This window comes from Streptomyces sp. (assembly GCF_036566765.1).
In the GTDB taxonomy this organism is placed as follows: domain Bacteria; phylum Actinomycetota; class Actinomycetes; order Streptomycetales; family Streptomycetaceae; genus Streptomyces.
Genome location: NZ_DATCVQ010000609.1, coordinates 1 through 26,589 on the forward strand (window position 1 = coordinate 1; position 26,589 = coordinate 26,589).

Annotated in this window: 29 protein-coding genes; 11 read left to right on the forward strand and 18 right to left on the reverse strand. The window is 72.0% G+C overall.

What is annotated here, in order from left to right; translation table 11 throughout:
* Both panC and VIU94_RS35210 read right to left on the reverse strand, forming a co-directional pair.
* Nucleotides 1–661, reverse strand: a 661-nt coding sequence (gene panC / locus VIU94_RS35205) for a pantoate--beta-alanine ligase (RefSeq protein ID WP_331917996.1), incomplete at its 3' end; no start/stop codon positions are given.
* Complete coding sequence (locus tag VIU94_RS35210) at nt 658–1,587, reverse strand: Rossmann-like and DUF2520 domain-containing protein (protein ID WP_331917998.1); 930 nt, start codon at nt 1,585–1,587, stop codon at nt 658–660. The genes panC and VIU94_RS35210, both read right to left, overlap by 4 nt.
* 136 nt (nt 1,588–1,723) lie before the next feature.
* On the opposite strand from VIU94_RS35210, the gene VIU94_RS35215 reads away from it, so the two are divergent.
* Nucleotides 1,724–2,902, forward strand: a complete 1,179-nt coding sequence (locus tag VIU94_RS35215) for a threonine aldolase family protein (protein ID WP_331918000.1) — start codon at nt 1,724–1,726, stop codon at nt 2,900–2,902.
* 31 nt (nt 2,903–2,933) lie between these two features.
* Here the strand turns inward: VIU94_RS35215 and VIU94_RS35220 are convergent, their stop codons facing one another.
* On the reverse strand, nt 2,934–3,131 hold the full coding sequence (locus VIU94_RS35220; protein WP_331918002.1) for a hypothetical protein: 198 nt from the start codon (nt 3,129–3,131) through the stop codon (nt 2,934–2,936).
* Between the two features lie 101 nt (nt 3,132–3,232).
* On the opposite strand from VIU94_RS35220, the gene VIU94_RS35225 reads away from it, so the two are divergent.
* Nucleotides 3,233–4,321, forward strand: coding sequence for a DUF5937 family protein (locus VIU94_RS35225; protein ID WP_331918004.1), 1,089 nt, complete (start codon nt 3,233–3,235; stop codon nt 4,319–4,321).
* A 19-nt stretch (nt 4,322–4,340) separates the two neighbouring features.
* Here VIU94_RS35225 and VIU94_RS35230 read toward each other — a convergent pair whose 3' ends face one another.
* From VIU94_RS35230 to VIU94_RS35240, 3 genes are read right to left on the reverse strand one after another with little or no spacing between them, the layout of a single operon-like run.
* Nucleotides 4,341–4,952, reverse strand: coding sequence for an AAA family ATPase (locus VIU94_RS35230; RefSeq protein WP_331918006.1), 612 nt, complete (start codon nt 4,950–4,952; stop codon nt 4,341–4,343).
* Between the two features lie 4 nt (nt 4,953–4,956).
* On the reverse strand, nt 4,957–5,631 hold the full coding sequence (locus tag VIU94_RS35235; protein WP_331918008.1) for a response regulator transcription factor: 675 nt from the start codon (nt 5,629–5,631) through the stop codon (nt 4,957–4,959).
* 24 nt (nt 5,632–5,655) lie between these two features.
* Nucleotides 5,656–6,858, reverse strand: coding sequence for a sensor histidine kinase (locus VIU94_RS35240; RefSeq protein ID WP_331918010.1), 1,203 nt, complete (start codon nt 6,856–6,858; stop codon nt 5,656–5,658).
* Nucleotides 6,859–6,958: 100 nt separating this feature from the next.
* Here VIU94_RS35240 and VIU94_RS35245 point away from each other — a divergent pair, with 100 nt between their 5' ends.
* Nucleotides 6,959–7,936, forward strand: a complete 978-nt coding sequence (locus VIU94_RS35245) for an SAM-dependent methyltransferase (RefSeq protein WP_331918048.1) — start codon at nt 6,959–6,961, stop codon at nt 7,934–7,936.
* A gap of 172 nt (nt 7,937–8,108) precedes the next feature.
* Nucleotides 8,109–9,251 carry an NADH-quinone oxidoreductase subunit D gene (locus VIU94_RS35250; RefSeq protein ID WP_331918012.1) on the forward strand — a complete coding sequence of 381 codons (1,143 nt, stop codon included), beginning with the start codon at nt 8,109–8,111 and terminating at the stop codon, nt 9,249–9,251.
* Between the two features lie 17 nt (nt 9,252–9,268).
* Here VIU94_RS35250 and VIU94_RS35255 read toward each other — a convergent pair whose 3' ends face one another.
* From VIU94_RS35255 to VIU94_RS35275, 5 genes are all read right to left on the reverse strand, one after another.
* On the reverse strand, nt 9,269–9,754 hold the full coding sequence (locus tag VIU94_RS35255; RefSeq protein ID WP_331918014.1) for a GNAT family N-acetyltransferase: 486 nt from the start codon (nt 9,752–9,754) through the stop codon (nt 9,269–9,271).
* Entirely contained in the window at nt 9,751–10,776 is a 1,026-nt protein-coding gene (locus tag VIU94_RS35260; RefSeq protein ID WP_331918016.1) for a coiled-coil domain-containing protein, read from the reverse strand. The genes VIU94_RS35255 and VIU94_RS35260 overlap by 4 nt, the downstream gene beginning before the upstream one ends.
* 108 nt (nt 10,777–10,884) lie before the next feature.
* A complete protein-coding gene (locus VIU94_RS35265) occupies nt 10,885–11,868 on the reverse strand; it encodes an ABC transporter substrate-binding protein (protein WP_331918018.1) in 984 nt (327 codons plus the stop codon).
* The gene (locus tag VIU94_RS35270; RefSeq protein ID WP_331918020.1) at nt 11,853–12,539 is read right to left on the reverse strand and encodes an ABC transporter permease; all 687 of its coding nucleotides are present in this window, start codon (nt 12,537–12,539) and stop codon (nt 11,853–11,855) included. Before VIU94_RS35270 ends, VIU94_RS35265 begins: the two co-directional genes overlap by 16 nt.
* On the reverse strand, nt 12,539–13,225 hold the full coding sequence (locus tag VIU94_RS35275) for an ABC transporter permease (protein WP_331918022.1): 687 nt from the start codon (nt 13,223–13,225) through the stop codon (nt 12,539–12,541). Before VIU94_RS35275 ends, VIU94_RS35270 begins: the two co-directional genes overlap by 1 nt.
* Before the next feature lie 141 nt (nt 13,226–13,366).
* Here VIU94_RS35275 and VIU94_RS35280 point away from each other — a divergent pair, with 141 nt between their 5' ends.
* Complete coding sequence (locus tag VIU94_RS35280) at nt 13,367–14,344, forward strand: ABC transporter ATP-binding protein (RefSeq protein WP_331918024.1); 978 nt, start codon at nt 13,367–13,369, stop codon at nt 14,342–14,344.
* Here VIU94_RS35280 and VIU94_RS35285 read toward each other — a convergent pair.
* Complete coding sequence (locus VIU94_RS35285; protein ID WP_331918026.1) at nt 14,331–15,443, reverse strand: alpha/beta hydrolase; 1,113 nt, start codon at nt 15,441–15,443, stop codon at nt 14,331–14,333. The genes VIU94_RS35280 and VIU94_RS35285 overlap by 14 nt on opposite strands.
* A gap of 142 nt (nt 15,444–15,585) precedes the next feature.
* Between VIU94_RS35285 and VIU94_RS35290 the strand changes: the two genes are divergently transcribed.
* From VIU94_RS35290 to VIU94_RS35315, 6 genes are all read left to right on the forward strand, one after another.
* A complete protein-coding gene (locus tag VIU94_RS35290) occupies nt 15,586–17,418 on the forward strand; it encodes a phosphatidylglycerol lysyltransferase domain-containing protein (protein WP_331918028.1) in 1,833 nt (610 codons plus the stop codon).
* Between the two features lie 64 nt (nt 17,419–17,482).
* Complete coding sequence (gene folP / locus VIU94_RS35295) at nt 17,483–18,346, forward strand: dihydropteroate synthase (RefSeq protein WP_331918030.1); 864 nt, start codon at nt 17,483–17,485, stop codon at nt 18,344–18,346.
* Nucleotides 18,343–18,813: a nuclear transport factor 2 family protein gene (locus VIU94_RS35300; protein WP_331918032.1), complete on the forward strand. Its 471-nt coding sequence runs from the start codon at nt 18,343–18,345 to the stop codon at nt 18,811–18,813. The genes folP and VIU94_RS35300 overlap by 4 nt, the downstream gene beginning before the upstream one ends.
* Before the next feature lie 214 nt (nt 18,814–19,027).
* Nucleotides 19,028–19,387: a dihydroneopterin aldolase gene (folB, locus tag VIU94_RS35305; RefSeq protein ID WP_331918034.1), complete on the forward strand. Its 360-nt coding sequence runs from the start codon at nt 19,028–19,030 to the stop codon at nt 19,385–19,387.
* Nucleotides 19,384–19,983: a 2-amino-4-hydroxy-6-hydroxymethyldihydropteridine diphosphokinase gene (gene folK / locus VIU94_RS35310; RefSeq protein ID WP_331918036.1), complete on the forward strand. Its 600-nt coding sequence runs from the start codon at nt 19,384–19,386 to the stop codon at nt 19,981–19,983. Before folB ends, folK begins: the two co-directional genes overlap by 4 nt.
* A gap of 52 nt (nt 19,984–20,035) precedes the next feature.
* Nucleotides 20,036–20,521: a DUF3180 domain-containing protein gene (locus VIU94_RS35315; RefSeq protein ID WP_331918050.1), complete on the forward strand. Its 486-nt coding sequence runs from the start codon at nt 20,036–20,038 to the stop codon at nt 20,519–20,521.
* Between the two features lie 6 nt (nt 20,522–20,527).
* Here the strand turns inward: VIU94_RS35315 and VIU94_RS35320 are convergent, their stop codons facing one another.
* From VIU94_RS35320 to VIU94_RS35345, 6 genes are all read right to left on the reverse strand, one after another.
* Nucleotides 20,528–21,523: a hypothetical protein gene (locus VIU94_RS35320; RefSeq protein WP_331918038.1), complete on the reverse strand. Its 996-nt coding sequence runs from the start codon at nt 21,521–21,523 to the stop codon at nt 20,528–20,530.
* A 70-nt stretch (nt 21,524–21,593) separates the two neighbouring features.
* Entirely contained in the window at nt 21,594–22,199 is a 606-nt protein-coding gene (gene folE, locus VIU94_RS35325; RefSeq protein ID WP_331918040.1) for a GTP cyclohydrolase I FolE, read from the reverse strand.
* Between the two features lie 98 nt (nt 22,200–22,297).
* Complete coding sequence (gene ftsH, locus VIU94_RS35330) at nt 22,298–24,325, reverse strand: ATP-dependent zinc metalloprotease FtsH (protein WP_331918042.1); 2,028 nt, start codon at nt 24,323–24,325, stop codon at nt 22,298–22,300.
* 173 nt (nt 24,326–24,498) lie between these two features.
* On the reverse strand, nt 24,499–25,038 hold the full coding sequence (gene hpt, locus VIU94_RS35335) for a hypoxanthine phosphoribosyltransferase (RefSeq protein ID WP_132917781.1): 540 nt from the start codon (nt 25,036–25,038) through the stop codon (nt 24,499–24,501).
* Nucleotides 25,039–25,079: 41 nt separating this feature from the next.
* A complete protein-coding gene (tilS, locus tag VIU94_RS35340) occupies nt 25,080–26,135 on the reverse strand; it encodes a tRNA lysidine(34) synthetase TilS (protein WP_331918044.1) in 1,056 nt (351 codons plus the stop codon).
* Nucleotides 26,136–26,313: 178 nt separating this feature from the next.
* Nucleotides 26,314–26,589: zinc-dependent metalloprotease (locus VIU94_RS35345; protein WP_331918046.1), on the reverse strand; the 276-nt coding region annotated here is incomplete at its 5' end.

A 26,589-nucleotide genomic window follows, 5' to 3' on the forward strand; every position in this document is an offset into this window, starting at 1 on the left:
GCAGCGCGTGCTGCGCGCCGAGCCGGTCGCGGGCGGCGAACAGCGCGCGGGACAGGGCGAGCGCGGTGCGCCGCTCGGCGGGCGAGAGGTAGCGGTTGCGGCTGGACAGGGCCAGCCCGTCGGCCTCGCGGACGGTCGGCACGCCGACGATCTCGGCCGGGAAGTTCAGGTCGCGGACCATCCGGCGGATCAGTGCGAGCTGCTGGGCGTCCTTCTGGCCGAAGAAGGCCACGTCCGGACGGGTGAGGTGGAGCAGCTTGGCGACGACGGTGAGCATGCCGTCGAAGTGGCCGGGGCGGGAGGCGCCTTCGAGCAGCTCGCCCATCGGGCCCGCGGTGATCCGGACCTGCGGCTCGCCGCCGGGGTAGACCTCGTCGACGGACGGGGCGAACACGGCGTCCGCGCCGGCGTCCTCGGCGACCTTCAGGTCGGCGTCGAGGGTGCGCGGGTAGCGGTCGAGGTCCTCGCCCGCGCCGAACTGGAGCGGGTTGACGAAGACGGTGACGGTGACGTGCCCCTCGGGGCCGACGTGCGCGCGGGCGGTGCGGATCAGCGTGGCGTGGCCGTCGTGCAGCGCGCCCATGGTCATGACGACCGCGCGGGGGCCGGCGGCCCCCTGGGCGCGCAGCTCGGCGGCCGTGCGGACCGGGGCGAGGCTCATCGGTCGTCTCCCTGGGACGTGGCGGGGCGCTCGGCCAGGACCCCCAGCAGGTCCTCGGCGAGTTCGGGCTTCAGCAGGCCGTGGGCCAGGGCCCGGTCGGCGGTGGAGCGGGCCATGGCCAGGTAGCCGGCGACCGCACCGGGGGCGTGCTTGCGCAGCTCGGCGACGTGCGCGGCGACCGTGCCGGCGTCGCCGCGGGCGACCGGGCCGGTGAGGGCCGCGTCGCCGGAGCGCAGCGCGTTGTCGAGCGCGGCGCCGAGGAGCGGGCCGAGCATCCGGTCGGGGGCGGCGACCCCGGCGGTGCGGAGCAGCTCCATCGACTGGGCGACCAGGGTGACCAGGTGGTTCGCGCCGAGGGCGAGGGCCGCGTGGTAGAGCGGCCGGTTGGCCTCCGCGATCCACTCGGGCTCGCCGCCCATCTCGATGACCAGGGCCTCGGCGGCCAGCCGCAGCTCGTCGGGGGCGGTCACCCCGAAGGAGCAGCCGGCCAGCCGCTGGACGTCGACGGGGGTGCCGGTGAACGTCATGGCGGGGTGCAGGGCGAGCGGGAGCGCGCCGGCCCGCCGGACGGGGTCGAGGACCTGGACCCCGTACCGCCCGGAGGTGTGCACGATCAGCTGCCCGGGCCGTACGGAGCCGGTCTCGGCGAGTCCCTCGACCAGGCCCGGCAGGGCGTCGTCGGGAACGGTCAGCAGGACGAGCTCGGCGCGCGCCAGCACCTCGGCGGGCGGCACGAGCGGCACGTCGGGCAGGAGGGCCGCGGCGCGGCGGCGGGACGCGTCGGAGACCCCGGAGGCGGCCACCGGCCGATGCCCGGCGAGCTGCAGGGACGCCGCGAGCGCGGGCCCGACCCGGCCGGCGCCGACGACGCCCACGGTGAGACGGGCGGGGCGGTCCTCGGCTCGGGACTCTGGTGGTGCGTTCACGCTGACGGCGGCCTTCCGTTCCAGTCCTCGGCGGGTACCGGACGATTTCTGGCCATGCTACGCCAGCGTTTCACGAGGTTTCGCGACTGCCGGCGGACTGTCCACAGGCTGTGGGCGGCAGTGTGATGATCAGCGCATGAACGACGACTCGGAGCACCGCGAAGACCCGGAGCAGGAAGCGCGACGGCGACGGGCCACGGCCTGGTACGGCGCGGAACGGGCACTGTGGCACACGCCGGTGGAGGCCACGGTCGCGGAACGGCTGACCGAGCTGAGAGAGCTGGTCGACGCCCCCTACAAGCTCATGGACCCGTACGAGCTGGTCGACGCCTACGGCGGCGGTCCGGTCGCCGAGGTGGAGCGGCGGGTGGCGGAGCTCCTGGGCTTCCCGGCGGCGGTGTTCTTCCCGACTGGGACGATGGCCCAGCAGGTGGCGCTGCGCTGCTGGGCGGGGCGGACGGGCAGCGAGGTCGTCGCGCTCCACCCGCTCGCGCATCCGGAGGTCCACGAGGACGGCGCGCTGGGCGCGGTGAGCGGCCTGCGCACGGTCCATCCGACGACCGAGCCCCGGCTCCCGACGGCCGAGGAGGTACGGGAGCACCCGGAGCCCTTCGGCACGCTGATGCTGGAGCTGCCCCTGCGGGACGCGGGTTTCGTGCTGCCGTCCTGGGACGAGCTGGTCGACGTGGTGGACGCGGCCCGGGAGCGGGACGCGGTGGTCCACTTCGACGGCGCGCGTCTGTGGGAGTGCGGCCCGCACTTCGGCGGCCGGGAGCTGCGGGAGATCGCGGGGCTCGCGGACAGCGTGTACGTGTCGTTCTACAAGTCCCTCGGCGGGATGTCGGGCGCGGCGCTCGCGGGTCCGGAGGACCTGATCGCCGAGGCGCGGGTATGGCTGCACCGGTACGGCGGCCTGCTCTTCCAGCAGTACCCGACGGCGCTGTCCGCGCTGCGGGGCCTGCAGACGGAGCTGCCGCGCCTGCCGTCGTACGTGGCGCACGCCCGGACGGTGGCGGCGGCGATGCGGGAGGCGTTCACGGAGGCGGGGCTGCCGTGGTTCCGGATCCACCCGGAGGTCCCGCACACCCACCAGTTCCAGGTCTGGCTCCCGTACGGGGCGGACGCCCTGACGGAAGCCTCCGTGGCCCTGGCGGAACAGACGAGCACGGTCCTGTTCCGCCGCTGGTTCTCCGCCCCGGCGGGCGGCCCGCCGGGCATGGCGGCCACAGAGGTCACGGTGGCTGCCCCCGGCCTGGAGTGGACCCCGGAGGACGTACGCGAAGCGGTCCGGGCTTTCCTGACACACCTGGTCTGAACACCCCGGTCCGAATCCCCCGCCGCCCCGGTCAGCAGGGCCGGCGGCGGCGGAGGAACGCTCGGAGGCGGCCTCGGGCGGGGCGGCCCGCCACGACGCGGGCGAAGCGGCGCGCGTCCCGCGCGGAGCGCAACGCCGCGACGTCGTGGCGCCCGGGGACCGGCGGCAGCGCGTCCCTGTGCTGCGTGGCGCGGTAGGCGTCGAAGAGGTACTGATGCATCGCGTTCATGCATGTCACCGTGCGCCTGCCCCCGCCCCCGGGGCCCGCCGATTGACCAGCCCCGTCAAACGGCGCGACAGCACCCCCACGACAGCCCGCACCATGGGTCCGTGAGCGTGACCATCGACATCACCGGACTGCCGCCCGAGCGGATCACTTTCTGCCCCTCGCCGCTGGCCGAACTCGGCGCCGCCCTGCACGCGCTGTCCGAGCCGGCCCACCACGCCCGCCTCCACGCGTGGACCACCACCACCTCCGCCGCCCTCAAGCCCGAGCTCGCCGACCGGCTGCACGAGGCCGACTTCATGTGGCGGTCCACCCGCTCCGACTTCCTGCTGCCCGCCCAGCCCCGCGCGACCCTCGCCGAGGAACTCGACGACCTGGACCGGATGGACGACGAGAAGTTCGTCGGCGCGGCCCTGGAGATCTCCTGCAGCCACCGCAACACCGACGGCCTCCCCTCCCCGCTGGTCGACGAGGACAGCCGTCGCCGCACCCTCGACCTGGCCACCGCGCGCGGCCCGCGCCGGGCCGCGTTCGTGGAGCGGATGCTCGCCGATCCCACGGCCACCCGCGCCTGGATCCGCCGGCTCCTGGAGGACTGCGACGACGCGTTCTTCGCCGACACCTGGCGCCGCGCCCGCGTCCAGCTCTCCGCCGACGCCCGCCACAAGACCGAGTTGCTGCGCCGCAAGGGCCTGGCCGAGGCGCTGACGGCCGCCTCCCCCGCGCTGAGCCTGGAGGAGGACGAGCACGGCGCCCGGATCGTCGTCGACAAGCTGGTGCACAGCCGTACGGACGCCGAGGGCTCCGCCGTGACGCTGATGCCGACCGCCTTCGGCTGGCCGCACCTCTTCGCGCTCAGGACGCCCGGCTGGCAGCCTGTGATCCAGTACCCGGTCGCCGCCCGCGACCTCGGCGGCGCGCTGCCCGTCGACACGGTCCGGCTCCGCCTGGAGGCGGTCGCGCACCCGATGCGGATGCGGATGTGCCGCAGCCTCGCCCGGGGCGCGTTCTCGACGAGCGAGCTGGCCGACGCGTACGGGATCACCGCGCCCGAGGTCTCCCGGCACCTCGCGGTCCTGAAGAAGGCCGGACTCGTCACCACGCAGCGCCGCGGCCGGTACGTGCTCCACCAGCTCGACGTCGCGGTCGTCGCCCGCCTCGGCAGCGACTTCCTGGAGAGCGTGCTGCGCTAGCCGACGCCGAGCCTGCGCCTCAGTCGAAGCGGAGGTGCGACAGGCCGACCCGGATCCGCCGCAGCCGGTGCCGCAGCGGTCCGTACGTGTTCGGCGCGAGCCGGAGGCCGGACAGTTCCGCGATCCGGTCCGCGACCTGCGGGACGGGCAGCCGGTCGGTACGGATGTGCTCCCCGAAGTCCGGCTCGTTCAGCCGCTCCAGGCACGTATCCAGCATCCGCACCGCGAAGCTCTCCCGCTTCAGGCCGCGCCCCAGGCCCCGCTCGGTCAGCCGCTTCAGGACCGTCTCGCGGTCCGCGAGCAGCGCGAAGTGCCGCACCCGCTCCGGCCCGTGGTCCGCCCGCAGCCGGCCGACGATCTCCTCGAAGTACGCCGGTTCCACCAGCGTCATCGGCACGATCAGCGGCCCGCCCTCGTGCTTCCGCAGCGCCAGGTCCAGCACCTCGTGCACGCCCCGCCGCCAGGCGGGCAGGTCCTGGAAGTCGCCGCGGAGCCCCTCCGGCAGCGTCCGGTGCAGGCCGAAGCCGATGTGCTCGGGGTCGCAGATCACACTTCCGGGCAGCCGGCGCCTCAGCTCGTACGCCGTCTGCGTCTTCCCGCCCCCGAACGGGCCGTTGATCCAGAGCAGCACGGTCTCAGAGCCCCGCGCCGCCCGCCCGCACCAGGCCCGTCTCGTACGCGAGGACCACCACCTGGACCCGGTCGCGCAGCGCGAGCTTGGTCAGGATGCGGCCGACGTGGGTCTTGACCGTGGCCTCCGACAGGACCAGGCGGGCGGCGATCTCGCCGTTCGACAGGCCCTGGGCGACCAGGAGCATCACCTCGCGCTCGCGGTCCGTGAGCTTCTCCAGCGCCTTGTGCTCCGGCTCCTTGCCGGAGGACGGCAGCATCGGGGAGAAGCGGTCGAGGAGCCGGCGGGTGGTCGACGGGGCGACGACGGCGTCGCCGCTGTGCACGGAGCGGATCGCGCCGAGCAGCTCGGCCGGCGGCACGTCCTTCAGCATGAAACCGCTCGCGCCCGCCTTCAGCCCGGAGAACGCGTACTCGTCCAGGTCGAAGGTGGTCAGGATGAGCACCTTCGGCGGGTTCGGCTGGGCGCAGATCCGCCGCGTCGCCTCGACCCCGTCGAGGCGCGGCATGCGGACGTCCATCAGCACCACGTCCACGGCCGTCGTGCGCAGGTTCTCGATCGCCTCCGCGCCGTCGCCCGCCTCGGCGACGACGTCCATGTCCGGCTGGGCGGCAAGAACCATGCGGAAGCCGGTGCGCAGCAGCACCTGGTCGTCGACGAGCATCACGCGGATGGACATGGGGTTCCTTCGTGTTCCTGGGCGTCAGTGAGCGGGCTTCAGAGGGAGCAGGGCGCTGATCCGGAAGCCTCCCCCGGGCCGCGGACCCGCGTCCAGGGTGCCGCCGACCATGCCGACCCGCTCGCGCATGCCGATCAGGCCGTGGCCCCGGCCGTCGGCGCCCCCGTCCTCGTACATCTCGTGCGTCGCGCCCCGGCCGTCGTCCTCGACGAGCAGGCCGAGGCCGTCGTCGAAGTAGACGAGCCGGACGCTGGCCCCGGCCTCCGGGCCGCCGTGCTTGCGGGTGTTGGTGAGGGCTTCCTGGACGATCCGGTACGCGGTGAGCTCGACGCCGCTGGGCAGCGGGCGCGGGGACCCCTCGATCCGGAAGTCCACGGTCAGTCCGGCCTGGCGGACCTGCTCGACCAGGTCCTCGATCTGCTGGACGTCCGGCTGCGGCACGTACTCCCCCGCCTCCCGGTGCTCGCCCGTGCGCAGCACGCCGAGCAGCCGGCGCATCTCGGCGAGCGCCTGGCGGCCGGTGCCGGAGATGGTCTCCAGGGCCTGCTTGGCCTGCTCGGGCGAGCTGTCGAGGACGTACGCGGCGCCGTCCGCCTGGACCACCATCACCGACACGTTGTGCGCGACGACGTCGTGCAGCTCGCGGGCGATCCGGGCCCGCTCGGCGGCGACGGCGACCTTGGCCTGCGCCTCGCGCTCCTTCTCCAGGCGCGAGGCGCGCTCCTCCAGCTGCGCGAAGTAGGCGCGGCGGGTGCGCAGCGAGTCGCCGAGAACCCAGGCGAGCACGAACGGCACGGTCATGATCACGGTGAAGAAGACATGCGCGAGCCCGGAGCCGGGGCCGTCGGCCGGCCACCTCAGCTGCGCGAGCGTCGCGGAGCTCAGACCGCCGGCGAGAGCCAGTCTGGAGGCCCAGCGCGGCCCGTCGTGCGCGGCGACGGTGTAGATGATCACCAGCATCGCGAAATCGGCGAAGAACGGCATCAGGCCGAACGCGAGCTGCGCGACGCCGAGGACGACCGCGAGCAACAGCATCCGCTCCGGCATCCTGCGGCGCAGCGCCACGACGACGCCGAACAGCGCGGCGACGGCCGCGTACGCGCCGGGCGCCTCGACCGACGGGTAGGTGGTGACCACCCACAGCACGGAGAACCCGAAGAGGACGACGGCCCAGAAGGTGTCGACGCCTGTCGGGTGCCTGCGGAGGAAGTCGTAGACGCGCTGCACGTGACCCAGCGTAGGGAAGGGGGATAGGTGCAGGGGTCAACCGGAGGGCCGATCCTTGCCGTGAGCACCGTACTCCGCAAGGTGGAGACTGGGGCGCGTGATGGATGAGACGTGTCAGCAGCAGGGATGGCGGGGCTGGCGGGAGGCCACGGAGCGGGCGCTGTACGGGCCCGGCGGCTTCTACCTGCGACCGGAGGGCCCCGCAGGCCATTTCCGCACCTCCGTGCACGCCTCCCCGCTCTTCGCGGGGGCGGTGGCCCGGCTGCTCGGGCAGGTGGCCCAAGCGCTGGGCGGCGAGGGCGAGGTCGCGCTGGTGGACGTGGGCGCGGGGCGGGGCGAGCTGCTGACGGGGGTGCTCGCGGCGGTCCCGGGCGGCCTCGCGGTACGGGCGTACGCCGTGGAGCGCGCGGACCGGCCGGCCGGGCTCGACCCGCGGATCGAGTGGACGGACCGGATCCCTGAGGGGGTGCGGGGGCTGCTTTTCGCGAACGAGTGGCTGGACAACGTGCCGGTGGACGTCGCGCAGGCGGACGAGGCGGGCGTGGCCCGGTACGTGGAGGTGCGCGCGGACGGCGCGGAGCGCCTGGGCGCGGAGGTGACCGGCCCGGACGCGGAGTGGCTGCGGCGGTGGTGGCCGCTGCGGGAGCCGGGCGAGCGGGCGGAGATCGGCCGGCCGCGCGACGAGGCGTGGGCGGCGGCGGTGTCCTGCCTGGCGGCCGGTACGGCGGTGGCGGTGGACTACGGGCATGTACGGGACACCCGGCCGCCGTTCGGCACGCTGACCGGGTTCCGGGACGGGCGGGAGGTGGCGGCGGCGCCGGACGGGAGCTGTGACGTCACGGCGCATGTGGCGATGGACGCGGTGGCGGGGGGCGCGGGGGAGCTCGTGACGCAGCGGGAGGCGCTGCGGGAGCTGGGGGTGAGCGGGGAGCGGCCGGCACTCGCGCTCGCGTCGTCGGACCCTGCCGGGTATGTGCGGGCGCTGGCCTCCGCCGGGGAGGCGGCCGAGCTGACCGCGCGGGGTGGGCTCGGGGACTTTCTGTGGCTGCGGCACGAGGTGCCGGGCGAGCGGGCCTGACAGGGCGCCGTGCCCGTGGGCGCCAGGCACGTGAGCGGAACGCGCCCGCAAGGGCGCCGTCCCGTGTGCCCACCCGTCCCTCCCCCTAGGACTTCGTCCTGGGGGACCCCCACTGCGGGACGATTGCCCACACGGAAGGGGATGAGCGTCACCGGGCAGGGATACTGTCCCCATGACGGAGACGACGGTCGGAATCGGCGGGGCGGCGGAGAGCACCGACATGGTGCTGAACATCGGGCCGCAGCATCCCTCCACGCACGGCGTGCTCCGGCTCAAGCTGGTGCTCGACGGCGAGGTCGTGCGGCACGCCGAGCCGGTCATCGGGTACATGCACCGCGGGGCCGAGAAGCTCTTCGAGGCGCGCGACTACCGGCAGATCGTCATGCTGGCCAACCGCCACGACTGGCTCTCCGCGTTCTCCAACGAGCTCGGCGTCGTCATGGCCGTCGAGCGGATGCTCGGCATGGAGGTCCCCGAGCGGGCGGTGTGGACGCGCACGCTGCTCGCCGAGCTGAACCGGGTACTCAACCACCTGATGTTCCTCGGCTCGTACCCGCTCGAACTCGGCGGCATCACCCCCGTCTTCCACGCCTTCCGGGAGCGCGAGGAGCTCCAGGCCGTCATGGAGGAGGTCTCCGGCGGCCGGATGCACTACATGTTCAACCGTGTCGGCGGCCTCAAGGAGGACCTGCCGGCCGGCTGGCTCGGCCGGGCCCGCGCCGCGGTCGCCGACGTCCGGTCGCGGATGGACGTGTACGACCGTCTGGTCCTCGGCAACGAGATCTTCCGGGGCCGCACCCGCGGCGTCGGCGTGCTGTCGGCGCAGGCGGTGCACTCCTTCGGGGTGACCGGGCCGATCGCCCGCGCCTCCGGCGTCGACTTCGACCTGCGGCGCGACGAGCCGTACCTCGCGTACGGGGAGCTCCAGGACACCCTCAAGGTGGTCACCCGCGAGGACGGGGACTGCCTGGCCCGCTTCGAGTGCCTCCTGGAGCAGACGCACAACGCGCTCGACCTGGCCGACGCCTGCCTGGACCGGGTCGACGAGCTGCCGCCCGGGCCGATCAACCAGCGGCTGCCGAAGGTGCTCAAGGCTCCCGAGGGCCACACCTACGCCTGGACCGAGAACCCGCTCGGCGTCAACGGCTACTACCTGGTGTCCAAGGGCGAGAAGACGCCGTACCGGCTCAAGCTCCGCTCGGCCTCGTTCAACAACATCCAGGCCCTGACGGTGCTGTTGCCGGGGACTCTGGTCGCGGACATGGTCGCGATCCTCGGCTCGCTGTTCTTCGTCGTCGGCGACATCGACAAGTAGCGCCGCCCGCGCGGGACTCAGTCCGCGCGCATCACCACGTAGTTCTGCGGGACCCTCTCCGGGGCCCGGTGCTCCACCACGTTCCAGCCCCACCGCTCGTACCGGCCGCGCAGTTCCGGCACGTCCAGGGTCATCAGCAGGCGCGGCCCGGGGGCGAGGGCGAGGAGCCCGTCGTGCAGGGCGCGGCCGAGGCCGCGGCCCTGGTGGGCGGGGGCGACGACGAGCTCGTACAGCTCGAAGGCCTGCTCCCCGCCGGACAGGACGGTGTCGGGCCAGCCGGCCGCGATGCCGGTCAGCGCGCCGTCGGCGTCGTGTGCGGCGACCATGCGGAAGCCGGGGCGGCCGGCCACGCCGAGCAGGCGGTCGACGGTGCGGACCGCGCCGCGCGGCGGCTCGTGCCACGGCGGGCCGCAGAAGGCCTGCGCGCACAGGGCGATCAGCTCGTCGCGCAGGGCCGCCGGGTCGGTCGGCTCGCTCAGGGCGAGGCCCGCGTCCGGGGTCACGAGTTGACCGCCCCGCGGAGCTCGGCCACGTCGAGCTGCTCCGTCTCGTCGTGCGCGGTCAGGTCGATGACCTGGCCGATCGCCCGCTCGGGGACGGGCCGGGGGACGACCGCGACGGCCTCAGCGAGGACCTCCTCGCCGACCACGTCGGCGAGGTCCTCGTGCTGCACCGCCTCGATGGCGGCGACGGCCTGCTTGCCGGCCTGCAGCGCCTTGGCGCCCTGCCCGGCCTGCGTGCCGAAGAAGTCGAAGTTGCCCTCCGGGCGCGGGGTGGGCCGGCGGGCGGCGTACGGGGCGATCGCGGCCGCGGCCGGGACGGTCCGCATGGTGTGGGCGGCCGTCGTACGGGCGTGCTGCTCGGGCCCGGCGGCGGCCGCGTGCTTCCCCTGCGGCTCCTCCGCCTCCCGGGCCCGCTCGGCGAGGTCGCGGCTGCGGGCGGCCTCGGCGGTGCGCCGGGCCTCCTGGGCCGCCGCGTTGCGCGAGAGGTTCCGCAGCGCCTTGGCGGCCGCTTCGTACGCGGCCGGGGTCGGCGTGGACCCGGCGGCCGGCAGCTCCTTGGCGGGGGCGGCGGCTTCGAGCGCGAGCTGGCGGCGGCCCTCCAGGGCGCTGGCCCGCTCGGTCTCGGCGGTGGCGTAGCGGCGCAGCAGCTCGGCGTGCTCGTTGCGAAGCCCGGCCAGCTCGACCCGCTTGGAGCGCAGCTTCGCGTCGAGCTTGGCGCGCAGCTCGCGGGACTCCTCCAGGTCGGACTCCAGCTCGGCGATCCGCTCCTCGGCCTTCCACTGGTCCGCGGTGCGGGCGCGGCCCAGCTCGGCGACCTTGCGGCCGGCGCTGCGGTCCCAGCCGCGCATGAGCACGGCGCCGGTGACGGCGGCGGCGGCCGCGGCCGCCACGAGCAGCCGCAGGACCAGCGGATCCGCGAACAGCCAGGCGCCTACCGCACAGACAGCGGAAGCGCCGGCGACCGCGGAGGGCGGCAGGAGCTTGTGCAGGGGCGGGGAATGGCGGTGGCGTCCACGTGGCATGGCCTGAAATTTACCGTGCGTAGGCGGCCCGTGGGGGGCCGCCCCCGCAATCTCTTCGGCCATCTCTTCCGGCACTTCCGGAATGGCCGACTCCCCTTTGCTCGGACGTTACTTCCGGAGCAGCCCCTTCGACTCCAGATACGCCTTCGCGACGTCCTCCGGCTTGGCCCGCTCGGCGTCCACCTTGCGGTTCAACTCGGCGAGATCGGCGGTGGTGAGCACCTTGGTGATCTTGTCGAGGGCGGCCGCGATCTCCGGCGCGCCGGCGTCCTTCGCATTGAGCACCGGCAGCACGTTGTCGGCGTTCTGCAGCTTCTTGTCGTCGGCGAGGAAGACCAGGCCGAACGACTCGATCGTGGCGTCGGTGGTGGTCGTCAGGACCAACTGGTCCACGCCGTCCTTCACGGCCTGCTTGGCCTGCGGGGTACCGACGCCCTTGGGGTCGATCCCGGCGACGTCGATGCCGTACGTCTTCTTCAGGCCCGGCGCGCAGAACGGCCGCACCGCGCATTCGTCGCCGGCCGCGATCTTCACCTTCAGCTTCGCCCCGCCGAGATCGGAAAGGCTCGTGAGCTTGTTCTTCTCGGCGAATTCCTTGCTGACCGCGAAGGCGTTCTGGTCCACGGCCTCGCCGTGCGCCAGGACCTTCAGTCCGCGCGGTTCGGCGAGCTTCTTCAGCGCTTCCACCGTGGCGGCCGCATCGCCGGACGCGACCGGCTTCTCCTCGGGCGCCTTCGGGCCGTTCGCCTTGGCGTTCAGGAATTCCGCGATCGTCGCCGCGTATTCCGGCACGACGTCTATCTCGCCCTTCTCCAGGGCGGGTTCGTACAGTTCACGGTTCTTCACCGTGGTGACGGAGGTGCTGTACCCGGCGTCGCCGAGGATCTGCGCGTACAGCTCCGCCAGCACCTTGGACTCGGTGAAGGCCGCGGCGCCGACGACCAGCGTCCCCTTCTTCGCACCGCCCGCCGAGCCCGAGCCGCCGGCCTTCTCCAGGCTGTCGCCGCCGCACGCGGTCAGCCCGCCGGTCAGCGCCGCGACGGCCAGCACCGCACCCGCGACACGCGAGGTCCTGCTCACGAGATCACCCATTTCCTTCGTCGATCGGTCGATCGGTCGATCAGTCGGTCGGCCCCCACCAGGAACGCCTCCACCAGCAGCGCGAGCAACGCCACCAGGAGCGCGCCCGCCACCACCTGCGCGGTGTCGTACGTGGCGAACCCGGCGGTGATGATCCGGCCGAGGCCGCCCTGGCCGACCATCGCGGCGATGGTCGCGGTGGCGACCACCTGCACGGCCGCCGAGCGCAGTCCGGTCATCAGCAGCGGGCGGGCGAGCGGGAGTTCGACCCGCCGGAACAGCTGACCGCCCGACATGCCCATCCCGCGCGCGGCCTCCACGACCGCCCGGTCGACCTCGCGCATCCCCACGTACGCGTGGGTCAGCAGCGGCGGCACGGCGAACAGCACCAGCGCGGTCACGGTCGGGACGTATCCGGCGTTGCGCAGCGGCGAGACCATGAACAGGGCGAGCACGGCGAAGACAGGCACCGCCCGGCCCGCGTTGGACACGTTGATCGCCACCGTGCCGCCCCGGCCCAGGTGGCCCAGCCACAGTCCGAGCGGCAGCGCGAGCGCGCACGCCACGAGCAGCGCGACCCCGCTCACGTACAGATGCTCGCCGAGCCGCTGCCAGACCCCGTCCGCGCCGGCCCAGTTGGCGCCCGTGGTCAGCCAGGACCAAGCGCCCCAGACCGCGCCCATCAGATCGCCCCCCGGGCCGTGCGTATCCGCGCCCAGGGCGTCAGCAGCCGCTGCAGGCCGAGGAGCGCCGCGTCCGCCGCCACCGCGAGCAGCACGCACAGCACGGAGGCGGCCAGCACCTGCGCCTTGAAGAACGTCGGCAGCGCGTCCTCGATCAGGTTGCCGAGCCCGCCGCGGCCCACGATCGACCCGACCGTCGTCAGCGCGATCGTCGAGACCGTCGCCATCCGCACCCCGGCCATCAGTGTGGGCAGCGCCAGCGGCAGTTCGACCTCCCACAGCAGCCGGCCGGAGCCGTACCCCATGCCGCGCGCCGCCTCCCGCGTCTCGGCCGGCACCGCGTCGAGCCCGGCCAGGATGTTCCGTACCAGGATCGTCAGCGAGTACAGGACCAGGCCGGTCACCACCAGCGCCGAGGAGAGCCCGAAGAACGGCAGCAGCAGCGAGAACATCGCCAGCGACGGGATCGTGTAGAGCAGCGTCGTCAGGCCGAGCACCGGGGCGGCCAGCCGCGGCCGGGCCCGTACGAGGAGCGCGAGCGGGAACGCCACCAGCAGTCCGAGCAGCACGGACACGACGGTGATGCCCACATGCTGGAGCGTCGCGTCCGTCAACTCGCCGCTGCGGGTGCGCAGGTACTCCCCGCAGATCCAGTCGTTCGTCACCAGACAGTTCGCGGTGCTCATGCGCCTCCCCCCGGTCGCCTCGGCCTTTCCGAACGTATGTGTGGCGACCCTAACAACCGCTGCCGACAATCACCGAGCACCGCCACCATGCGGCAACACGCCCTTCACACACGCCCCGCCGCGAGCGGCCACAATGGAGCCATGATCCGGTTCGAGCACGTGACCAAGCGGTACGCCGACGGCACCACGGCCGTCGACGACCTCTCCTTCGACGTCGCCGAGGGCGAACTGGTCACCCTGGTCGGCCCGTCCGGCTGCGGCAAGACGACCACCATGAAGATGGTGAACCGGCTGATCGAGCCCACCGAGGGCCAGATCCTCCTGGACGGCCAGGACATCGCCCGCGTCGACCCGGTCGCCCTGCGCCGACGCATCGGCTACGTCATCCAGCAGGTCGGCCTCTTCCCGCACCGCACCGTCCTGGACAACACCGCGACCGTCCCCGCGCTGCTCGGCTGGAGCAGGGCGAGGGCCAGGGAGCGCGCCGCCGAACTCCTCGACCTGGTCGGCCTCGACCCGGGGACCTTCGGCCACCGCTATCCCGAGCAGCTCTCCGGCGGCCAGCGCCAGCGCGTCGGCGTCGCCCGCGCGCTGGCCGCCGACCCGCCGGTGCTGCTGATGGACGAGCCGTTCGGCGCGGTCGACCCGGTCGTCCGCGAACGGCTCCAGAACGAGTTCCTGAACCTCCAGGCCACCGTCCGCAAGACGGTCCTGTTCGTCACCCACGACCTGGAGGAGGCCGTCCGGCTCGGCGACCGCATCGCCGTCTACGGGCAGGGCCGCATCGAGCAGTTCGACACCCCGGCCGCCGTGCTCGGCGCGCCCGCCACGGAGTACGTCGCCGACTTCGTCGGCGCGGACCGCGGCCTCAAGCGGCTCGCCGTCACCCCGATCACCGTGCACGACCTCGACCAGGGCGGCGGCCCGGCCGTCGACAAGCGGACTCCCCCGCCGGCCGTCCCTCTCGGCGCGCCGCTGAAGGACGCCCTGTCCGCGCTGCTGCTGCACGACGCGGACTGGGTCCCGGTCGTCGACCCGGAGCAGGCCGGCCGGCAGGTCGGCGTGCTCACCCCGGCCGCCCTGCACCGCGCGGTCCGGCGGTCCGTCAGCTCGCGCTGAGCCGCCCGCTCATCCACACCAGGGTGGGCGGGATCTCCCGGTTCCACGTGTTGAAGTTGTGGCCGCCGCTGTCCAGCATGATCGAGGAGACCCGCGCCGGGGCCTTCACCTTCTTGATGAAGGCGAGCGTCCCCTTCAGGTTCCCCTCGCCCTCCTTGGACGAGGTCACCAGGAACGAGGACTTCCCCTGGGGCCGGTGGTCCAGGCTCCACAGCAGGTTGGCCCGCTTGCGCGCCCGGTCGTCCCCGTGGAACAGGTCGCCCGTCGTCACGTCCTCGGCCGCTTTGTAGTACGCCGACAGGCCGGCGCCCGCCGCGTACCGCTCCGGGTGGTGCAGCGCGATCTTCAGCGCGCAGTAGCCGCCCGTCGAGTTGCCGATGAAGCCCCAGCTGCGCGGCTGCGTGCCGACCCGGTACATCGACGCCACCGCCGTCGGCAGGTCCTGCGCGAAGAAGGTCTCCGTCTTCGGGCCGCCCTTGACGTCGACGCACTCGGTGTCCCGCGGCGGCGCGACCGTCGGCCGCAGCATCACCAAAATCATCGGCCGCATCTTCCCCTCCTTCACCTGCTGGAAGGCGGTCCGCGGGTACTTCAGGCCCTTGAGCAGGTTCTCCGCCGTGCCCGGATACCCCGTCAGCACCACCGAGACCGGGAACGTGGTCTTCGCGTACGCCGGCTGGAAGTACTGCGGCGGCAGATACACGTACGCCGGGCTGGTGATGCCCGACTTCGCGCCGCTCACCACGACCTTCTGTATCTGCCCGCCGACCTCCGACCGCGAGGCGCCCGGCACGTCCAGCTGCTGCTTGCCGACGACCTTCACGTCCTTGCTGCCGGCCGAGTGGTCGACGACCACGCCGAGCGACTGCTCCTGGCCGAACAGGTCCGCCCAGGACCCGTAGAAGAGGAAGGACTTGTTCGCCGCGAGGCCGACCGACGCGAACAGCGCCAGCTGGGTCGCGAGCAGCAGGCCGACCCGGCCGAGGACGGCGCGCCAGTTCCGGCGCGACAGCCGTGGCCACAGCCAGACCGTGGCGACGAAGAACACCACGGCCAGCGTGACGGCCAGCGCCAGAACTTTGTTGCTGGTGAGACCCATGAGGTGATCGAACTTTCTTCGTGAGAATTTCGTGTGAGCGAGTGAACCCGCTCCCGCGAAGCACCGTCCTAGAGGGCGCAACTCCTCCGGCCGTGCCCGCTGGCCGCCGGATCCAGATTCTCTCGCGGAGCCACGGGAAGCGATGTCTGTCACGGTAGATGGGGACAAATCAGTATCGGTTCCGGTTCGGGTACGACGGATCCTGAGCGGACCGCGCCCCGAAGCGGTGCCCACCCTCGTCGGCACGGCCTGCTCGTTCATCGGCCTGATCGACATCGCCGCCGGGGTCTTCCCCCGGTTCCGGGCCAGCCGCATGCACGCCCTCGCCGAGGTCCTCCCCGGCACCCTCGGCCCGCTCTCCGCCGCGCTCTCCCTCAGTGCCGGCGTCCTGCTGCTGCTGCTCGCCCACGGCCTCAAGCGCCACAAGCGCCGCGCCTGGCGGGCCGCCGTCGTCCTGCTGCCGCTCGGCGCCGCCGCCCAGTTCACCTGGCGGCACTCCGTCGTCGGCGTCCTGCTCTCGCTCGCCCTGCTGATCCCGCTGCTGCGCCACCGCGACCAGTTCGCCGCGCTGCCGGACCCGCGCAGCCGCTGGCGGGCACTCGCCAACTTCGTCCTCATGGGCGCCGGCTCCATCGCCCTCGGCCTGGTCGTCGTCAGCGCCCACCCCCGCCGCATCGTCGGCAGCCCCAGCCTGACGGACCGCCTGGAACACGTCCTGTACGGCCTGGTCGGCACCGAGGGCCCGGTCGCCTACACCGGCAACGCCGACTGGACCGTCGGCTACTCGCTCGGCGCGCTCGGCATGCTCACCGCCCTCACCACCGTCTACTTCGCCTTCCGGCCCGAGCACCCCGCCGCCCGGCTCACCGAGGACGACGAGGCCAAGCTGCGCGCCCTGCTCGCCAAGCACGGCGGCCGCGACTCCCTCGGCCACTTCGCGCTCCGCCGCGACAAGGGCGTCGTCTTCTCCCCCAGCGGCAAGGCCGCCGTCTGTTACCGCGTCGTCTCCGGCGTGATGCTCGCCAGCGGCGACCCCATCGGCGACGTCGAGGCCTGGCCCGGCGCCATCGAACGCTTCATGGACGAGGCCAAGGCCCACTCCTGGACCCCCGCCGTCATGGGCTGCTCCGAGACCGGCGGCGAGGTCTGGACCCGCGAGACCGGGCTCGACGCCCTCGAACTCGGCGACGAGGCGGTGGTGGACGTCGCGGATTTCTCCCTCTCCGGGCGGGCCATGCGCAACGTCCGGCAGATGGTGAAGCGCATCGAGCGCAACGGTTACCAGACCCGCGTCCGCCGCGTCCGTGACCTCTCCGACGGAGAGCTCGAGGGCATCCGCCGCGCCGCCGCCGACTGGCGCGGCACCGACACCGAGCGCGGCTTCTCCATGGCACTGGGCCGCATAGGCGACGCCGCCGACGGCGACGCCGTCATCGCCACCGCGCACAAGGCCGACGAGACCTCCCCGTACGGGGACCTGAAGGCGATCATCCACTTCGTGCCCTGGGGCCCGGACGGCATGTCCCTCGAACTCATGCGCCGCGACCGCTCCGCCGACCCCGGCATGAACGAACTCCTCATCGTCGCTGCCCTCCAGGAGTCCCCGCGCCTCGGCATCGAGCGGGTCTCCCTCAACTTCGCCATGTTCCGCGCCGCCCTCGCCCGCGGCGAGAAGATCGGCGCCGGGCCCGTCCTGCGCATCTGGCGCGGCCTGCTCGTGTTCCTCTCCCGCTGGTTCCAGATCGAGTCGCTGTACAAGTTCAACGCCAAGTTCCAGCCCCGCTGGGAACCCCGCTTCGTCGTCTACCGCAAGAGCCGCGACCTGCCCCGCATCGGCTTCGCCGCCATGCAGGCCGAGGGCTTCGTCAACGTCTCGCTGCCCCGCCCCTTCGCCCGCCGCCGCCCCGCCCCGGCGCCCCGCCCGTGCGCCCACATCGGCCGGACGAGCGCCGAGCACGAAGTGCGCGCGGCCTGACCCCGGCCCGAGGTCGAGTCCGGCCCGGGAGTCCGACCCCCGGGCCGGGCCCTAGGCTGGACGTATGAGTACGTTGCACGGACGGGGCACGGCCCAGGGCCTGCCGGAGTGGGACCGCTGCGCGGTCATGGGAGTCGTCAACGTGACGCCGGACTCCTTCTCCGACGGCGGCCGCTGGTTCGACACCACCGCAGCCGTCAAGCGCGGCATGGAACTGGTCGCCGAAGGCGCCGACCTCATCGACGTCGGCGGCGAGTCCACCCGCCCCGGCGCCACCCGCGTCGACGAGGCCGAGGAACTGCGCCGCGTCGTCCCCGTCGTCCGCGGCCTCGCCGCCGAAGGCGTCACCGTCTCCGTCGACACCATGCGCGCCAGCGTCGCCGCCCAAGCCGTCGCCGCCGGCGCCGCACTCGTCAACGACGTCAGCGGCGGCCTCGCCGACCCCGAGATGATCCCCGCGGTCGCCGCCGCCGAGGTCCCCTTCGTCGTCATGCACTGGCGCGGCTTCAGCGAGAACATGAACAGCCTCGCCGTGTACGAGGACGTCGTCGGCGAGGTCGTCGCCGAACTGCGCACCCGCATGGAGGCCGTCGTCGACGGCGGCATCGCCCCCGAGCGCATCGTCCTCGACCCCGGCCTCGGCTTCGCCAAGCGCGCCCGGCACGACCTCGCCCTCGTCGCCCACCTCGCCGAGCTCCGCGCACTCGGCCGGCCCCTCCTGGTCGCCGCCTCCCGCAAGCGCTTCCTCGGCGCCGTCCTCGCCGGCGACAACGCCACCCCGCCGCCGCCCGCCCGCGAACGCGACGCCGCCACCGCCGCCGTCTCCGCGATAGCCGCCCACGAAGGCGCCTGGGCGGTCCGCGTCCACGAGGTCCGGGCCACCGCCGACGCCGTCCGCGTCGCCAGAGCCGTCGAAGGAGCCAGGTGACCCACGAGACCGACACCCAGGCGGTCGAAGCCGCCAACACCGCCTTCTACGAGGCGATGGAACAGGGCGACTTCGAGACGGTCTCCACACTCTGGCTCGCCGACGCCGACGGCCCCCCGCACTCCGCCGTCTCCTGCGTCCACCCGGGCTGGCCCATGCTCTTCGGCCGCGGCCAGGTGCTCCGCTCCTACGCCCTGATCATGGCGAACACCGAGTACATCCAGTTCTTCCTCACCGACGTCAAGGTCGCCCTCGCCGGGGACGTGGCCATCGTCACCTGCACCGAGAACATCCTCAGCGGCGCACCCGCCGAGGACGGCGCCGAGCTCGGCCCGCTCGTCGGCCAGCTGGTCGTCGCCACCAATGTGTTCCGCCGCACATTCGACGGATGGAAGATCTGGTCCCACCACGCCTCCCCGGTGCTCACCGACAACGACGAGGAAGAGGCGGGCGAACCCGGGCCCTGACAGGTCAGAAGGCCGCAGAAGGGCCATCCGGCCGAATCTCTTGGATTGGAATCCAAGGCTCTGGGTAGGGGCGGCTACCAACCCCTGCGGCCCCCCGTCCACCGCCCCCATGGGCAAGTGCTGTCGGTGCCCGCAGGTAGATTCGATGAAGGACACCCGGCCGTCCGCACCCGGCTGGCGTGTGCACAGAACTACGACAGCAGGAGTGATTCGCGTGGATCGTGTCGCGCTGCGCGGCCTCAAGGCCCGAGGACACCACGGCGTCTTCCCCAAGGAGCGCGAGGAGGGCCAGACCTTCATCGTGGACCTGGTGCTCGGCCTGGACACCCGCCCTGCCGCGGCCGAGGACGACCTGACCAAGACGGTGCACTACGGCGTCGTCGCGGAAGAGGTCGTCGACGTGGTGCAGGGCGAACCGGTCGACCTGATCGAGACGCTCGCCGAGCGGATCGCCCAGCAGTGCCTCAAGCACCCCGGCGTCCAGGAGGTCGAGGTCGTCGTCCACAAGCCGGACGCACCGATCACCGTGCCCTTCGACGACGTCACCATCACCATCACCCGGAGCCGCGTATGAACGCCACGCACAGTGACCCGACCGTGCAGCCCGTACCGGCCTCCGTGGTCGAGACGGTCGACGCCGCCGACGTCACCCTGTCCAACCCCAAACGCGCCGTGATCGCCCTCGGCGCCAACCTCGGCAACCGCCTGGAGACCCTGCAGGGCGCCATCGACGCCCTGGAGGACACCCCCGGCCTGCGGGTCAAGGCGGTCTCCCCGGTCTACGAGACCGAGCCCTGGGGCGTCGACCCCGGCACCCAGCCCGCGTACCTCAACGCGGTCGTCGTCGTGAAGACCACGCTGCCGCCCTCCTCCCTCCTGGAGCGCGCCCACGCCGTCGAGGAGGCCTTCCTGCGCGTCCGTGAGGAGCGCTGGGGCGCCCGCACCATCGACGTCGACATCGTGGCGTACGCGGACGTGATCTCCGACGACCCCGTCCTCACCCTGCCGCACCCCCGCGCCCACCAGCGCGCCTTCGTCCTGGCCCCCTGGCACGACGTCGAGCCCGAGGCCCGGCTCGCCGGCCACGGCCCGGTCGCCGAGCTGCTGGCCGGAATCGGCCGGGCCGGCGTCGAGGCCCGGCCCGACCTGGAACTCCGACTGCCCGAGTAGTCGTTACGCTCAGCGAGTCTTGTACGAGCCGACCGACCACGAAGGACACCCGGTGAAACAACTGCGGCTGAAAGTCCTCGCCGGACTGTTCCTCGGGGCCGGAATCCTGTCCTGGGGCGCGGCCCGGCTCTGGGACGCCTTCGGCACCCTGCCGAGCGTCCCCCTCGCCGCGCCCATCGTGCTCGCCGCGATCGCCGTCGTCCTCACCGCGACGGCCCTCTCGATCCGCGCCCGCCTCAAGGCCCAGCGCGACCGCCGCCCCGGCGCGAAGGGCGTCGAACCGCTGATGGCCGCCCGCGCGGTCGTCTTCGCCCAGGCGAGCGCGCTGGTCGCCGCGGTCGTCTCTGGCATGTACGGCGGCACCGGCGTCTTCCTCCTGGGCTCCCTCGACGTCCCCGCCCGCCGGGACCAGGCCATCTACGCCGGCTTCTCGGTAGTGGCCGGCCTCGCGGTCATCGCCGCAGCCCTCTTCTTGGAACGCGTCTGCAAGCTCCCCGAGGACGAGAACAACGGCACGGGCACGGCCCCGGTGGCCTGACGCCCCCTACCAGGGCTCGCGCACGAGGTGCCCGTTCACGAGGAACGTGGGGTGCGGTTCGAGGCGGTAGCTGTAGAACGTGAAGGGCTTGGCGCCGAGGGCGGGGCGGGGGCGGACTTCGCGGACCTGGACCCAGGAGGATTCGGGCGGGTCGATGGGGTGGTGCTCGGGGACGAAGGTGCCACGGCTCTGCCAACGATCTGACACGCAGAGCTTTGAGGCCCCCTTGACCTTGTCCCTCGGCGTGAACCGCGCCCCGATGATGGGAGCGATCTCGGCCAGGAAGGGCACATTGGCGCTTGCGATCACCCGCCCGCGCCAATCCTTGATGCGGCAGCCGTCGCCGTCGATGTATCCGTCGAGGAAGCCCTGGAATGTGTCGATGTCCCGCAGAACCACCCTCGGGAAGCGCTGCCGCATGTGGTGGGCGTCCCCGCCCACGTAATGCCGCATCGCGTCGGAGAGGTACGAGGAAACCACCCGCACCCGGAAGCCCGGCAGGTCCCGCTGCAGATAGCCGGACGGGCGGGTTACAGGCTCCAGCCTGGCGGGGAGCCCCGTGCAGGCTGTCAGGGCCGCCGCGTACCGAGACGCGAACCATTCCTCGTTCACGATCAACGACACGTAGTTCTTGCCGACCGTCCCGTCGGCGCAGGTCGCACCGACGAAATAGCCGAACTCGTACCCAGGCCACATCGTCAGCCGCTCCCGGCACAGTTTCCGCGCATGCGTCCACGCCACCGTCGCGCCATCGGCGTCCCTGGCGTGCGTCCAGCCGTCCGGAGTGAGAAGCAGTAGATCCGGACTGGCGATGAAGGTCATGTGGTCGGTGACCACCTCCACGGCCTCCCGTGCCTTCGCCGCACTCACGTCGACGACGGCGGTCTGCACGGTCCGATCGCCGTCCAGCGTCCACATCACCTGGCCTGGGCCGACCGTCTTCGCCTGCGCGCAGCCCCCGACCAGGTTCACCAGCTGCTTACTGGAAAGCCCGTACCCCATACCGATCCCCCTCGATCAGTGATCAACTCCACTGATCGGGACGCTATGGGGCACTCAGGCCAGCCGCCCCCTAACGGGCCATTATCAGGGACATGGCCTCAGAACGTGTAGTAGCGTCACGAAGTTGCCCTCGTACCGCCGAGGTCGTCGTCTTCGCCCCCGGCTTACGGACGCCGCGCAGGGACATGCACATGTGCTCGGCCTCGATCACGACGATCGCGCCACGCGCTTCCAGGATCTCCATGAGCGAATCGGCGATCTGAGTGGTCAGTCGCTCCTGCACCTGCGGGCGGCGAGCGAAAACGTCCACGAGACGCGCCAGCTTGGACAGGCCGGTAATTTTGCCCGATTCAGCCGGAATGTAGCCAATGTGAGCTACGCCATGAAATGGCAGAAGATGATGCTCACAGGTGGCCATCAGTTCGATACCCTTCACGAGCACAAGCTCGTCGTGCCCCAGGTCGAACGTGGTCGTCAGGACGTCCTCAGGCTTCTGCCAGAGCCCCGCGAACAGCTCCCTGTACGCCCGCGCCACCCGCGCCGGCGTCTCCCTCAGCCCCTCGCGGTCCGGGTCCTCTCCGACCGCGATGAGGAGCTCTCGTACGGCGTTCTCGGCGCGCTTCTCGTCGAACTCGCCGATCGTGCCCTCGCCGTCCAGCGTCACCGGGTCGGTCATCTGTGCCTCGTTCCGTCTGTCTGACTTGGCGCGAAAAGAGCCGCGCCCCCACAGGCTAGAACCTGTGGGGGCGCGGCTTCCATTCCGGGTGGACCGGGTCAGGGCTCCGGGGTTTCCTCCGGGGCGACCTCGATCGCCTTCGTGGTGTCCACCGTCGACGCGGACGCGGGGGACGCGCCGTTGGTCAGGGCCAGCTCCTTGGGGGAGAGGACCGGCGGGCGGGTGGACGGGGTGCGGTGGGACGAGCCGGTCCACGCCGGGCGGGCCGGGCGCTTCACGATCGGGGCGAAGATCTCGGCGATCTCCTCCTTGCCCAGCGTCTCCCTCTCCAGGAGCTGCAGGACCAGGTTGTCGAGAACGTCACGGTTCTCGACGAGGATCTCCCACGCCTCGTTGTGCGCGGTCTCGATGAGCTTCTTGACCTCTTCGTCGACCAGCGCCGCGACCTCTTCCGAGTAGTCGCGCGGGTGCGACATCTCGCGGCCCAGGAAGGGCTCGCTGTTGTCGCCGCCGAACTTGATCGCGCCCAGACGCTCGGTCATGCCGTACTGCGTGACCATCGCTCGCGCGGTGGCCGTGGCCTTCTCGATGTCGTTGGCCGCGCCCGTGGTCGGGTCGTGGAAGACCAGCTCCTCGGCCGCGCGCCCGCCCAGCATGTACGCCAGCTGGTCGAGCATCTCGTTGCGGGTCGTGGAGTACTTGTCCTCTTCGGGCAGGACCATGGTGTAGCCCAGGGCCCGGCCACGGGACAGGATCGTGATCTTGTGGACCGGGTCGGAGTTCGGCGAGGCCGCCGCGACCAGGGCGTGTCCGCCCTCGTGGTACGCGGTGATCTTCTTCTCCTTGTCCGACATGATCCGGGTCCGCTTCTGCGGGCCCGCGACCACACGGTCGATCGCCTCGTCCAGGGAGTGGTTGTCGATCAGCTTCTTGTCGCTGCGCGCCGTGAGGAGCGCCGCTTCGTTCAGCACGTTCGACAGGTCCGCGCCCGTGAAGCCCGGGGTGCGGCGTGCGACCGCGCCCAGGTCGACGTCCGGGGCGACCGGCTTGCCCTTCTGGTGGACCTTGAGGATCTCCAGACGGCCCTGCATGTCCGGGCGGTCGACGGCGATCTGCCGGTCGAATCGGCCGGGGCGCAGGAGCGCCGGGTCGAGGATGTCGGGCCGGTTGGTGGCGGCGATCAGGATGACGCCGCCCTTGACGTCGAAGCCGTCCATCTCGACCAGGAGCTGGTTGAGGGTCTGCTCGCGCTCGTCGTGGCCGCCGCCGAGGCCGGCGCCGCGGTGTCGGCCGACGGCGTCGATCTCGTCGACGAAGACGATGGCGGGCGCGTTGGCCTTGGCCTGTTCGAAGAGGTCGCGGACGCGGGAGGCACCCACGCCGACGAACATCTCGACGAAGTCGGAGCCGGAGATCGAGTAGAACGGCACGCCGGCCTCTCCGGCGACGGCGCGCGCGAGGAGGGTCTTGCCGGTTCCGGGCGGGCCGTAGAGCAGCACACCCTTGGGGATCTTGGCGCCGACGGCCTGGAACTTGGCCGGCTCCTGGAGGAATTCCTTGATCTCGTGGAGTTCCTCGACGGCCTCGTCGGAGCCCGCCACGTCGGCGAAGGTCGTCTTCGGGGTGTCCTTGGTGATGAGCTTGGCCTTGGACTTCCCGAAGTTCATGACTCGGGAGCCGCCGCCCTGCATCTGGTTCATCAGGAACAGGAAGACGACCACGATGAGGACGAAGGGCAGCAGCGAGAGCAGCACCGAGACGAACGGCGACTGCTTGGAGGGCGAGACGGTGTAGCCGTTCTCGATCTCACCTGCGGCGTACTTCTTCTGCAGAGTCGTGGCGAGGTCGGCGCCCTGGGTGCCGATGTAGCTGGCCTGGAGCTTGTCGCCGCCGCCGTACTTCTTCTGGTCGGCGCCCTTCTTGAGCTCGACCTTGATGATCTGTTCGTCGCCGGTGGTCAGCTTGACCTGGTCGACCTGGTTGTCGTCGATCGCCTGGACGACCTTGGCGGTGTCCACCGTCTTGTAGCCGCCGGACGAGCCGACGACCTGCATCAACACGACCACGGCGAGGACGGCCAGCACGATCCACATGACCGGCCCACGGAAGTATCGCTTCACGTCCATCCATACGGAGCGAAATCGCTCCGTCCCTCCTGCCCGTAGGTAAATGCTGCTATGAGAAAAAGCTGTTCTTCGGACGGTACCTCAGCATTGTCACCCTCGGCCGCCTTCCCCTGCTTCAACGCCGGGAAGGCGGTGCGGGTTCCCCGTAGGGCGTCCGGTGCGGGCAGTGTTCCTCAGCCGCCGTAGACGTGCGGGGCGAGAGTGCCCACGAAGGGGAGATTGCGGTACTTCTCGGCGTAGTCGAGGCCGTATCCGACGACGAATTCGTTGGGAATGTCGAAGCCGATCCACTTCACGTCGATCGCGACCTTCGCGGCGTCGGGCTTGCGCAGCAGGGTGCAGACCTCCAGGGAGGCCGGCTCGCGCGAGCCGAGGTTCGACAGCAGCCAGGACAGCGTCAGGCCGGAGTCGATGATGTCCTCGACGATCAGGACGTGCTTGCCCTTGATGTCGGTGTCGAGGTCCTTGAGGATCCGCACCACGCCCGAGGACTGGGTGCCGGCGCCGTAGGAGGAGACGGCCATCCAGTCCATGGTGACGGGGGTGGACAGCGCACGCGCGAGGTCCGCCATCACCATCACGGCGCCCTTGAGGACTCCGACGATGAGCAGGTCCTTGCCCGCGTACTCCGCGTCGATCTTCGCGGCCAGCTCGGCCAGCTTCGCGTCGATCTCTTCCTTGGTGATGAGCACCGACTTGAGGTCGGTGCCCATGTCCTTCTCGTTCACCCGGGTCACTTTCGTTGCAGCTTGCGTCAGCCTTGCCGGATGACCAGTCTGCCACCCTGGCGTCGCGCCTCGACGCGACCGGGCAGATTGATGGCTCCTTGGCCGCGCCATCCGGTGATCAGCCGGTCGATTTCCTCGATGTGCCGGGCGAACAGCGAGCCGGCGGGTGCGCCCTCGGCGATGACGGCGCGGCGCAGGACGCGGCGGCGTACGGCGGGCGGCAGGCCGTAGAGCTTGGCGCATTCGAGGCGGCCGGTCTCGTCGCGTACGGAGGCTTCTGCGTCGGCGGCCCAGGAGTCGAGGGCGTCGGCGTCGTCGCGGGAGAGCTGGGCCGTACGGGCGAGTGCTTCGACGACTCCTTTGCCGAGCGCCTTCTCCAGGGCGGGCAGGCCTTCGTGGCGGAGCCGGGAGCGGGTGTAGGCGGGGTCGGCGTTGTGCGGGTCGTCCCAGACGGCGAGCTCTTGGGCGACGCAGGCCTTGCGGACGGTCTGCCGGTCGAGCTGGAGGAAGGGGCGGCGGTAGCGGCCGGCGGCGCCGGAGACGGCGGCCATGCCGGACAGCGAGCGGATGCCGGAGCCGCGGGCGAGTCCGAGCAGGACTGTTTCGGCCTGGTCGTCGCGGGTGTGGCCGAGCAGGATCGCGGCGGCGCCGTGTCGGTCGGCGGCGGCGTCGAGGGCGGCGTAGCGGGCGTCCCGGGCGGCGGCCTCGGGTCCACCCGCCCGTCGCCCGCCACCACCCCTGATCGAGGCGCTGTGCGCCACCCTTGTTTCCTGGCCGACGGTGACGGCGACGGACTCGACGGGGTCGAGGCGCATGGCGGTGAGCCGGGCGACGACCTCGGCGGCGCGCGTGTCGGAGCCGTCCTGGAGGCCGTGGTCGACGGTGACGGCTCCGGCCCGGACGGCGAGTTTGCGGGCTTCGAAGGCGAGCGCGGAGGCGAGCGCCATGGAGTCGGCGCCTCCGGAGCAGGCCACGAGCACGAGGGGGTGTGCGGCGTCGGCGGCCTGGTGTTCTGTGAGTACGTCGTGGAGTACGCGGCGGACCGCCAGGCGTATCGCCGCGACCGCGGGGTGGGGACCCATGTCCGGTTTCCCTCCTGGAGAGGCTGGGGGAGGCGTCGGGACGGTGAAGATGACGCAGGGTAGCTAGATGGTGACAGACAGCGTGCGATACTCGAGCATCGCACGCTTACCCTGCGCCCACGGTCCCTCGGACGGGTGAACCGGGAGGCCCCGGGGCCCTTCTGTGCCCCGGGTCGACTCAGGTTTCGCTCCGCCCGTGCACCCGTGCCACCCAGTCCGCGGGTTTGGCGATCTCCTGCTTGGTGGGCAGGGTGTTGGGCGAGGTCCAGATCCGGTTGAAGCCGTCCATCCCGGACTCGTCCACCACGGCCCGCACGAAACGCTCGCCGTCACGGTACTGCCGCAGCTTGGCGTCCAGGCCCAGCAGTTTGCGCAGCGCCATGTCCATCCGCCCGGCTCCGCTCTGCCTGCGGCGCTGGAACTTCTCGCGGATCTCGGCCACCGACGGCACGAC

Coding starts and splice junctions, on each gene's coding strand:
- VIU94_RS35215 (WP_331918000.1), top strand. CDS start 1,724: ATGAACGACGACTCGGAGCACCGCGAAGACCCGGAGCAGGAAGCGCGA.
- VIU94_RS35220 (WP_331918002.1), bottom strand. CDS start 3,131: ATGAACGCGATGCATCAGTACCTCTTCGACGCCTACCGCGCCACGCAG.
- VIU94_RS35235 (WP_331918008.1), bottom strand. CDS start 5,631: ATGTCCATCCGCGTGATGCTCGTCGACGACCAGGTGCTGCTGCGCACC.
- VIU94_RS35245 (WP_331918048.1), top strand. CDS start 6,959: ATGGATGAGACGTGTCAGCAGCAGGGATGGCGGGGCTGGCGGGAGGCC.
- VIU94_RS35250 (WP_331918012.1), top strand. CDS start 8,109: ATGACGGAGACGACGGTCGGAATCGGCGGGGCGGCGGAGAGCACCGAC.
- VIU94_RS35260 (WP_331918016.1), bottom strand. CDS start 10,776: ATGCCACGTGGACGCCACCGCCATTCCCCGCCCCTGCACAAGCTCCTG.
- VIU94_RS35265 (WP_331918018.1), bottom strand. CDS start 11,868: ATGGGTGATCTCGTGAGCAGGACCTCGCGTGTCGCGGGTGCGGTGCTG.
- VIU94_RS35270 (WP_331918020.1), bottom strand. CDS start 12,539: ATGGGCGCGGTCTGGGGCGCTTGGTCCTGGCTGACCACGGGCGCCAAC.
- VIU94_RS35275 (WP_331918022.1), bottom strand. CDS start 13,225: ATGAGCACCGCGAACTGTCTGGTGACGAACGACTGGATCTGCGGGGAG.
- VIU94_RS35280 (WP_331918024.1), top strand. CDS start 13,367: ATGATCCGGTTCGAGCACGTGACCAAGCGGTACGCCGACGGCACCACG.
- VIU94_RS35285 (WP_331918026.1), bottom strand. CDS start 15,443: ATGGGTCTCACCAGCAACAAAGTTCTGGCGCTGGCCGTCACGCTGGCC.
- VIU94_RS35290 (WP_331918028.1), top strand. CDS start 15,586: ATGTCTGTCACGGTAGATGGGGACAAATCAGTATCGGTTCCGGTTCGG.
- folP (WP_331918030.1), top strand. CDS start 17,483: ATGAGTACGTTGCACGGACGGGGCACGGCCCAGGGCCTGCCGGAGTGG.
- folK (WP_331918036.1), top strand. CDS start 19,384: ATGAACGCCACGCACAGTGACCCGACCGTGCAGCCCGTACCGGCCTCC.
- VIU94_RS35320 (WP_331918038.1), bottom strand. CDS start 21,523: ATGGGGTACGGGCTTTCCAGTAAGCAGCTGGTGAACCTGGTCGGGGGC.
- folE (WP_331918040.1), bottom strand. CDS start 22,199: ATGACCGACCCGGTGACGCTGGACGGCGAGGGCACGATCGGCGAGTTC.
- ftsH (WP_331918042.1), bottom strand. CDS start 24,325: ATGGACGTGAAGCGATACTTCCGTGGGCCGGTCATGTGGATCGTGCTG.
- hpt (WP_132917781.1), bottom strand. CDS start 25,038: ATGGGCACCGACCTCAAGTCGGTGCTCATCACCAAGGAAGAGATCGAC.
- tilS (WP_331918044.1), bottom strand. CDS start 26,135: ATGGGTCCCCACCCCGCGGTCGCGGCGATACGCCTGGCGGTCCGCCGC.